An 8,089-nucleotide genomic window follows, 5' to 3' on the forward strand; every position below is an offset into this window, starting at 1 on the left:
CCGCGCTCCGTGCGCGAACTGTTCACGAGACCGCAGGTTCGGTGTCCGGTTCGGGCTCGGGCGGGCTGAGCTCGTCGAACGTGTCGATCTTGCGGAGCGAGGGGAAGACGAACGCGAATCCGGCGGCGATCGCCACGGTGATGAAGCCACCTCCGGCGATCGCCCATGGCAACCCGAAGGCGCGAGCAGCAACACCGCTCTCGAACGCCCCCAGTTCGTTCGACGCGCCGATGAACACGCCCTCGACCGCGTTGACGCGTCCGAGCTGTTCGTCGGGTGTGACGAGTGGGACGATCGCTCCGCGGATGTTCATCGACACCATGTCGGCCGCGGCGACGACGACGAGGGCGATGAACGCGACCGCGTAGTTCCGGGTCAAACCGAACACGATGTGGCCCAGTCCGAAGATCGCCACGACGGTCAGCAGCGTCGGCCCGACGCGTCGTGTGAGCGGCCGGCGGGCGATCCACAGTGCCATCGCTGCCGCGCCGATCCCCGGCGCCGCGCGCAGCCATCCGTAGCCGATGTCGCCGACGCCCAGACGCTCCTCCGCGACCGCCGGGATGAGCGCGATCGCACCACCGAACAGCACCGCGAACAGGTCGAGCGAGATGGTCGCGAGGACCACCGGGGTCCGTCGCACGAAGCGCAGCCCCTCGACCGCGCTCGACCAGGACGGGCGTTCCGTGATCCGCTCCGGCGTGCGGTGGTAGTGCACGACGAGCAGCGGAATCACCGCCGCGAACTGGAGGAACGCGGCGAGGAGATAGGCCCACGACGCACCGACGCTGTAGATGAACCCGCCCATGATCGGCCCGATGATCGCCGATCCGGTGAACGTCGCCGTCCAGAGCGCGATGAGCGCCGGGAAGAGTCGTTTCGGCGTCAGGAACGGGGCCATCGAGCGCCGCGCCGGCGCGACCATCGCGTCGGCGGTCCCGAGCACGAAGGCGATGAGGAACAGTTGCCACACATCGGTCGACCCGCTCATCGTGAAGACGATCAACGCAACCGCGCAGAGCCCCCGCCCCGCGAGGAACAGCCCGGACACGCGGCGGCGGTCGAAGCGATCCGCCACCCAGCCGCTCACGAGCACCAGCAACAGCGCAGGGATGAACTGGGCGAGTCCGATGAGACCGATGTCCAACTCGTCGCCGGTGATGTCGAACACCTGCTTGAACAGGACCGTCAGCAGCACGTTCTGGCCGACGGCGGCACACGCTGTCGACACGAGATACAGACGCACTGCGGGGATCTGGAGAACCTCACTCGTCGTCGTCGGCTCTGCGGACATGGGGAGGCGACGCTATCGATTCTGCGAGGGACCGGATCGGCTGCGTTTCCGCCGCCGTGACTGGTGCTACGCGCGCGCCTCGAGGAGCCCGCGACCGACCTTTTTCGCGATCGAACGGAAGTCGGCGGCGGCGGGGAGCAACGTCCGCCCCGAGCGTCGGATGAGTTGAATCGCTCGAGGGTGGAGCGGTGGGTCGAGTCGGAGGACCGCGATGTCGGGGTCGTCGTGGTCGACCGCGAGCGACGGCATGACCGCCCATCCCATTCCCGACCTGACCATGCTCTGGACCGCAGCGTTGTTCCGGAACCGGTAGGCGTAGTCCGGGGAGATCCCGGCACCGGTGAGCCGCTGGTCGATCAGACGTTGGCCGGTCTCGTCGCCGGGTTGGCCGATCAGCGGCCGGGTGTTCAGGTCGGCGACCGTCACGAACTGTCGCGCGGGACGCTCTGCGGGAGCGAGCACGACGAACGGGTCGTAGCCGAGGAGGTCGATCTCGATCCGCGGGTCGTCGTCGGCATCGATCGTGAAGGCGAGGTCGATCTCATCCTGGAGAACCTCGCGCATGAGCGCGTCGAGGTCGTCGGTCTCGTCCAACTGGACATCGACGTCGGGGACGTGGTCGCGCATGGCGCCGAGGATGTTCGGGAGGAGCTCGGCAGAGGCGGACTGAAAGGTGCCCACGATGAGCTGGCCGGATCTGCCTCGTCGCAGCAGGTCCAGCTGCGCATCCATCTGGTCGACGCGGGCGAGGGAGCGTCGGGCCCACTCCAGCACGATCTGACCGGTCGACGTGAACTCGGCGGGGCGCGGGCCCTTGGGTCGGTCGAACAGTGCGACTCCGGCGGCGCGCTCGAGTTGAGCGATCTGCTGACTCACTGCGGACTGGGTGAAGCCGAGCGCCTGGGCGGCCCGAGCGAAGGTGCCATGGTCGGCGACGGCGACCAGCGCGGCCAGGTGCCGCGGGTCGGTGTCGCGCAACGAGGGCATGATCATCAGAATAGCTGATCACTATGTGTAGGAATCGTCGCTTTTGATCATGACCAAGCATGCGTAGCATTTCACGCATGGCCCCGATCGCAGCACAGGAACTCGCAGAACACGTCGTCACCGAAGGCTTCGCGGCCCAGAAGGACGGGCTCAACGCGCTCTACGAGGCGGCGCGGGCGAAGTCCGTCAGTGGCGTACTGCTCGAAGTCGTCGCCGACGAGCTCGAGCCGCGTCCGGTGCGCGAGCGCGCCCTCGGCCGCATCGTGATCCACCTCTCCCGCGCCGCCTGATCACCTGTTCGTCGGTGCCGGTCACCAACGTGCGTTTTCGGTCATGGAGCCAGGTGTTCGAGGAGGTCGACGGCGAGCCGCGACGGCTCGACCTTCTTCGACCACACGGCACGGAGCTGTCGGTCGATCCTCAGCCCGTCCACCGGAACCTCCACCAGGGTTCCGCGCTCGAGGTCCTCGGCGACGGCCAGCCGGCTGATCACCGTTGGTGACGAACCGTTGATCACGGCGACTCGCACCGCCGAGATCGAACCCAGATCGAGTACCGAACTCGGAGCGGGTACGCCCAGCCGGGCGAGCTCCTGATCGAGCGCGTCGCGTGTTCCGGAACCGACCTCGCGCAGCACGAGTGGTGTCGATGCAAGGGTGGCGAGATCGATCGAGTCGACGCGTGCCCATCGATGTCGCGGGGCCACCACGACGATCAGTTCGTCGGTCCCGACGAGCTGTTCACGGATCGTCGGAGGAACCGTCGGTGACTCCACGAAGCCGAGGTCGACCTTGCCCGCATCGAGTCGATCGAGGACCGCGCGACTGTTGGTGACGTCGACGACGACCGAGTCGTCAGGACGGTCGTCGAGGAAGCGATCGAGCCACGGTGGCAGCAGGTACTCGGCGATCGTGTAGCTCGCCGCGATGCGCAGGAGGCCGGTGCGGTGGGCCCGGAGCGACTCCACGCCGGTCGCGAGACGCTCCGCCGCGCCGAGTACCTCGTCGGCCCATCCCGCGATGAGTTGGCCGTCGGGCGTCGGCTGTGACCCGGTGGGAGACCGGTCGAGGACCCGAACGCCCAATTGGCGTTCCAGGGAGCGAATGCGGCTACTTGCCGAAGGCTGCGTGATCCGATGGAGTTCGGCGGCGCGGGACATGCTGCCGAGATGGACAACGCTGCGCAGGAGGTCGAGCGCAGCCAGTTCCGGGACGTTCGGTGGCAGCGGCATCACGGGAATCGTAGTCGTGAGCAAGAACAGGTCTATGACCAGTCATCGAGTGGATCTATGACCTCACAGCCGATTGGGGGCTAGCGGTCCGGTTCGACCTGGGGGACACTGGACCGATGGTCCGGGGGAGGAATCGATGACGCGGCTGGGCTTCTTGCTGGACAGCGACTCGTGTATCGGCTGTCACGCGTGCACGATTGCGTGCAAGAGCGAGCACGATGTGCCGCTCGGTGTGAACCGGACGTGGGTGAAGTACATCGAGACCGGGACGTTCCCGGACGCCAGTCGTCACTTCTCGGTCATGCGCTGCAATCAGTGCGAGGACGCGCCGTGCATGACGATCTGTCCGACCAACGCGCTGTTTCGTGCCGACAACGGCGTGGTCGACTTCCAGGACGACAACTGCATCGGCTGCAAGTCGTGCATGAACGCTTGCCCCTACGACGCGTTGTACATCAACCCGGAGACCAACACGGCGCAGAAGTGCAACTTCTGCAACCACCGTGTCGAGATGGACCTCGCTCCGTCGTGTGTGGTCGTGTGTCCAACCGAGGCGATCAAGGTCGTCGACTTCGATGACCCGAACGACGCGAACCTCAAGCTGATCGGCCGTGAGGACGTGGCGGTCCGCTCTCCCGAACAGAACACGAAGCCGAAGGTGTACTACAAGGGCGCCGATCAGGCGTCGCTCGACCCGACCCGGACCAAGATCAGTGCAGACGGGATGATCTGGGCGGACACGACCGCGAACCACCGCCGACTTCCGGAACTCGACGAGCACGGTCACGGCGATCCCGGCGTCGTCGCCCGCACCGCGTACACCACCTCGCACAAGACGACCTGGGACCGCATGGTGTCCGGGTACCTCGTGACGAAGGCGATCGCCGGCGGGATCATGCTGATGGCCACGTTGATGATCGTGCTCGGTCACGCCGACGAGCAAGCGGCCGTGGGTGTCGTTCCGCCGATGGTCGCCGGTGTGTTCCTGGCGATCACCGGCGTCCTGCTGATCGGTGACCTGAAGCAACCGGGGCGGTTCCTCTTCCTGTTGACGCGGTCGAACTTCTCGTCGTGGTTGGTGAAGGGGGCCTACGTGCTCGGTGCGTTCGCCGCGGTCTGCGGGCTGTGGTGGATCTTCGGACTGGCCGACGTTCCGAACGCGTTGAAGGTGTTGGCGATTCCCGCAGCTCTGCTCGGCGCCGCCACCGCCGGCTACACCGCGTTCCTGTTCGCGCAGTGCGAAGGTCGTGACCTGTGGCAGACCCCGCTGTTGCTTCCGCTGCTGCTCGCACGCGCGGTCGTGGCCGGGTCGGCGGCGTATGCGGTGCTCGACGTGTTCATGGCCATTCCGTCGCAGCGCGCGGTGTGGTGGTCGTTGCTCGGTGGCCTCGCTGCGGTGGCGTTTCTGACCTGGGTGGAGTTGCAGTCGCACGGCAGCCGCCACGTCGAGCTGGCGATCGCCTCGATGACGACGGGCGACCAGAAGCAGTGGTTCCGACTCGGCAACATTCTCGGCCTCGTCCTGCCCGCCCTGTGCGCGATCGTGGCGCTCGCCGGGGGCGGCGACTCACCGATCCTGGTCGCCCTCGGAGGACTGTCCGCCGTGGTCGGCATGTGGCTGTCCGAAACCGCCTTCGTCCGCGCCGGCCAATCCGTCCCCCTCTCATGAGTGGACATCGGGCAGGGAGTCTTCGATGACCGATCTGAACAAGTATCCGCCGCAGTCCCAGTGGCACGACTGGACCGAGCTCGACGCGAAGGCGTGGCCGGACAAGAAGGAACGCAACTACACCCTCGTACCCACGACGTGCTTCAACTGTGAGGCGGCGTGTGGACTGCTCGCGTACGTCGACAACGAGACGGGCGACATCGCGAAGATCGAAGGAAATCCCGAACACCCGGCGAGCCGCGGACGGAACTGCGCGAAGGGTCCGGCCACGCTCAACCAGATCTACGACCACGAGCGGATCCTGTATCCGCTGAAGCAGATGGGGGAGCGCGGTTCGGGCGAGTGGGAGCGCATCAGCTGGGACCAGGCGCTCGACGAGATCGGTGAACGCATCCGCACCGCCTTCACCGAAGACCGGCACAACGAGGTCATGTACCACGTCGGCCGACCCGGTGAGGATGGCTACGCCGATCGGGTGCTGAAGGCGTGGGGAACCGACGGGCACAACAGCCACACCAACATCTGCTCGTCGAACGCACGCATCGGATACCAGAGCTGGATGGGTCACGACCGCCCGTCGTCCGACTTCGCCAACGCCGAGGTGATCTTCCTGATCTCGTCGCACCTCGAAGCCGGTCACTACTTCAATCCGCACGCGCAGCGGATCATCGAAGCCCAGAACAAGGGCGCCACCGTGATCTGCGTCGATCCCCGCTTGTCGAACACCGGCTCGAAGGCCGACCACTGGCTCCCGACCTGGCCCGGCACCGAGGCGTTCCTGTGTCTGTCGATCGCTCACCTGCTGCTCGAGAACGGAACCTGGGACCGGGAGTTCGTGCGGCGGTGGGTGAACTGGGAAACCTTCCTCGCCGAGCTGTATCCCGAACTGCCGCAGACGTTCGACTCGGTCGATGCGGCGCTGAAGGACCACTACCGCGAATACACCCCCGAGGAAGCCGAGCGTGTCACCGGCGTCTCCGCCACCCAGATCCGCGAGATCGCCACGATCATCGGCAAGCACCCGACCAAGTTCGCCAGCCACAACTGGCGCGCCGCCGGAGCGGGCAACTACGGCGGCTGGCAGGTCGCACGCTCGCTGTTCTTCCTGAACGTGCTCACCGGCTCGGTCGCGACCGAGGGCGGCACGTCGGGCAACGGTTGGAACAAGTTCTCGGCGCATCAGCCGAAGGGAGCGCCGCCGCTCGACAAGTGGAACGAGCTGAACTGGCCGAAGGAGTACCCGCTCGCGTACCACGAGATGTCGATGCTGCTGCCGCACTTCCTCAACGAGGGGCGGGGCACGCTCGACACCTACTTCTCGCGCGTCTACAACCCGATCTGGACGAATCCGGACGGGTTCACCTGGCTCGAAGCGTTGAAGGACCGAGGCAAGGTGAACTGTCACGTCGCGCTCGCACCCACGTGGTCGGAGACGTCGTGGTTCGCCGACTACGTGCTGCCGATGGGCGTCGGCGCCGAACGCCATGACGTCGCTTCGTTCGAGACCCACGCCGGCCGCTGGATCGGCTTCCGCCAGTCGGTGTTCCGGCGGTACGCCGAGATCAAGAACGGGGAACCGGTCGGCCCCGACGCACGCAGTCACGAATACAACCCGGGCGAAGTGTGGGAGGAGAACGAGTTCTGGATCGACCTGTCGTGGCGCATCGACCCCGACGGCTCGCTCGGAATCCGGAAGTGGTTCGAGTCCGACGAGCGTCCCGGCGAACCGATCAGCGTCGACGAGTACTACGGCCACATCTTCGCCGAGGAGGTGCCCGGTCTGGCCGACGCTGCAGCGGAAGCCGGCCAGGATCCGCTCAGTTACATGCGCGACCGGGGTGCGTACGCCGTACCGACCGACCCGTACCGGCCGTACGAGAAAGCGGTGGCGGCGGAGGCGGTGGCCGACTGCACGCAGGACGCGTCGGGTGTCTTCCGGAAGCCGGGAACGATCGGCACGTTCGACGGCTCACCCGGATCGTTCGCCGCGACCGAACTCGCCAAGCTCGGCGACGGATCACCTGCGGTCGAAGTCGACGGCCAGATCATGGAGGGGTTCCCCACACCGTCGAAGAAGCTCGAACTGTTCTCCACGACGCTGAAGGACTGGGGCTGGCCGGAGTACTCCACGCCGAAGTGGATTCCGAGCCATGTCCACTGGGAGGACATGGACATCGCCGGGAACGAGCGGATCCTGCTCCCGACGTTCCGCATCCCGACGCTGATCCACACTCGCTCGTCGAACTCGAAGTGGCTCAACGAGATCAGCCATCGACACCCGCTGTGGATCCATCCCGAAGACGCCGAGCAACTCGACATCGACGAGAACGGACTCGTCCGGATCAGCACTCGGATCGGTCATTTCGTGATCCAGGCGTGGCGTACGGAGGGCATCCGTCCCGGGGTCGTCGCGGCGTCGCATCACATGGGCCGCTGGCGGCTCGACGAGACCGAAGGTCGGAACTGGGCCGGGGGGAAGGCGAACATCACCTCGTCGGCCAATCCGGAGGGCGGCTCGACCTGGAAGCTGCGTCGCGAAGGTGGAAACCACTCCTACGAATCGTCCGACCCCGACACCGGCCGCATCTGGTGGCACGACACCGGTGTCCACCAGAACGCCACGTTCTGCGTGCAGCCCGACCCGATCTCGGGCATGCAGTGTTGGCATCAACGTGTCCGGGTGACCCCGGCCGAGGTCGGTGACGAGTACGGCGATGTCGTCGTCGACACGGCCAAGTCGCATGAGGCATACCTCGAGTGGATCGCCAAGACCCGCCCGGCCGGGACCACCAACGACTCGGGCCTCCGTCGTCCGCTCTGGTACGCCCGCCCCCTCAAACCCACCATCGACGCCTACCGACTCTGACCGCCCGCCATCGTGAACCATCCGGTGTCAGACACCGGATGG

6 protein-coding genes are annotated in these 8,089 nt (G+C 66.3%); 3 read left to right on the forward strand and 3 right to left on the reverse strand.

All coding sequences use genetic code 11. The features are described 5' to 3' along the window. Nucleotides 1-22: 22 nt before the first annotated feature. Together ON45_RS12525 and ON45_RS12530 are read right to left on the reverse strand one after the other, a co-directional pair. Entirely contained in the window at nt 23-1,294 is a 1,272-nt protein-coding gene (locus tag ON45_RS12525; protein WP_051062984.1) for an MFS transporter, read from the reverse strand. A gap of 66 nt (nt 1,295-1,360) precedes the next feature. Then, the gene (locus ON45_RS12530; protein WP_040494332.1) at nt 1,361-2,281 is read right to left on the reverse strand and encodes a LysR family transcriptional regulator; all 921 of its coding nucleotides are present in this window, start codon (nt 2,279-2,281) and stop codon (nt 1,361-1,363) included. A 77-nt stretch (nt 2,282-2,358) separates the two neighbouring features. On the opposite strand from ON45_RS12530, the gene ON45_RS12535 reads away from it, so the two are divergent. Continuing rightward, nucleotides 2,359-2,571: a hypothetical protein gene (locus ON45_RS12535; RefSeq protein ID WP_040494328.1), complete on the forward strand. Its 213-nt coding sequence runs from the start codon at nt 2,359-2,361 to the stop codon at nt 2,569-2,571. A gap of 41 nt (nt 2,572-2,612) precedes the next feature. Here the strand turns inward: ON45_RS12535 and ON45_RS12540 are convergent, their stop codons facing one another. Then, nucleotides 2,613-3,512 carry a LysR family transcriptional regulator gene (locus tag ON45_RS12540; RefSeq protein ID WP_040494329.1) on the reverse strand — a complete coding sequence of 300 codons (900 nt, stop codon included), beginning with the start codon at nt 3,510-3,512 and terminating at the stop codon, nt 2,613-2,615. A gap of 136 nt (nt 3,513-3,648) precedes the next feature. Here ON45_RS12540 and ON45_RS12545 point away from each other — a divergent pair, with 136 nt between their 5' ends. Together ON45_RS12545 and ON45_RS12550 are read left to right on the forward strand one after the other, a co-directional pair. Continuing rightward, nucleotides 3,649-5,181, forward strand: a complete 1,533-nt coding sequence (locus ON45_RS12545; protein ID WP_040494330.1) for a 4Fe-4S dicluster domain-containing protein — start codon at nt 3,649-3,651, stop codon at nt 5,179-5,181. Between the two features lie 25 nt (nt 5,182-5,206). Then, the gene (locus ON45_RS12550; RefSeq protein ID WP_051062985.1) at nt 5,207-8,047 is read left to right on the forward strand and encodes a molybdopterin-dependent oxidoreductase; all 2,841 of its coding nucleotides are present in this window, start codon (nt 5,207-5,209) and stop codon (nt 8,045-8,047) included. Nucleotides 8,048-8,089 lie beyond the last annotated feature (42 nt).

Origin of the sequence: Ilumatobacter nonamiensis YM16-303 (genome assembly GCF_000350145.1) — a bacterium.
Taxonomy (GTDB): domain Bacteria; phylum Actinomycetota; class Acidimicrobiia; order Acidimicrobiales; family Ilumatobacteraceae; genus Ilumatobacter_A; species Ilumatobacter_A nonamiensis.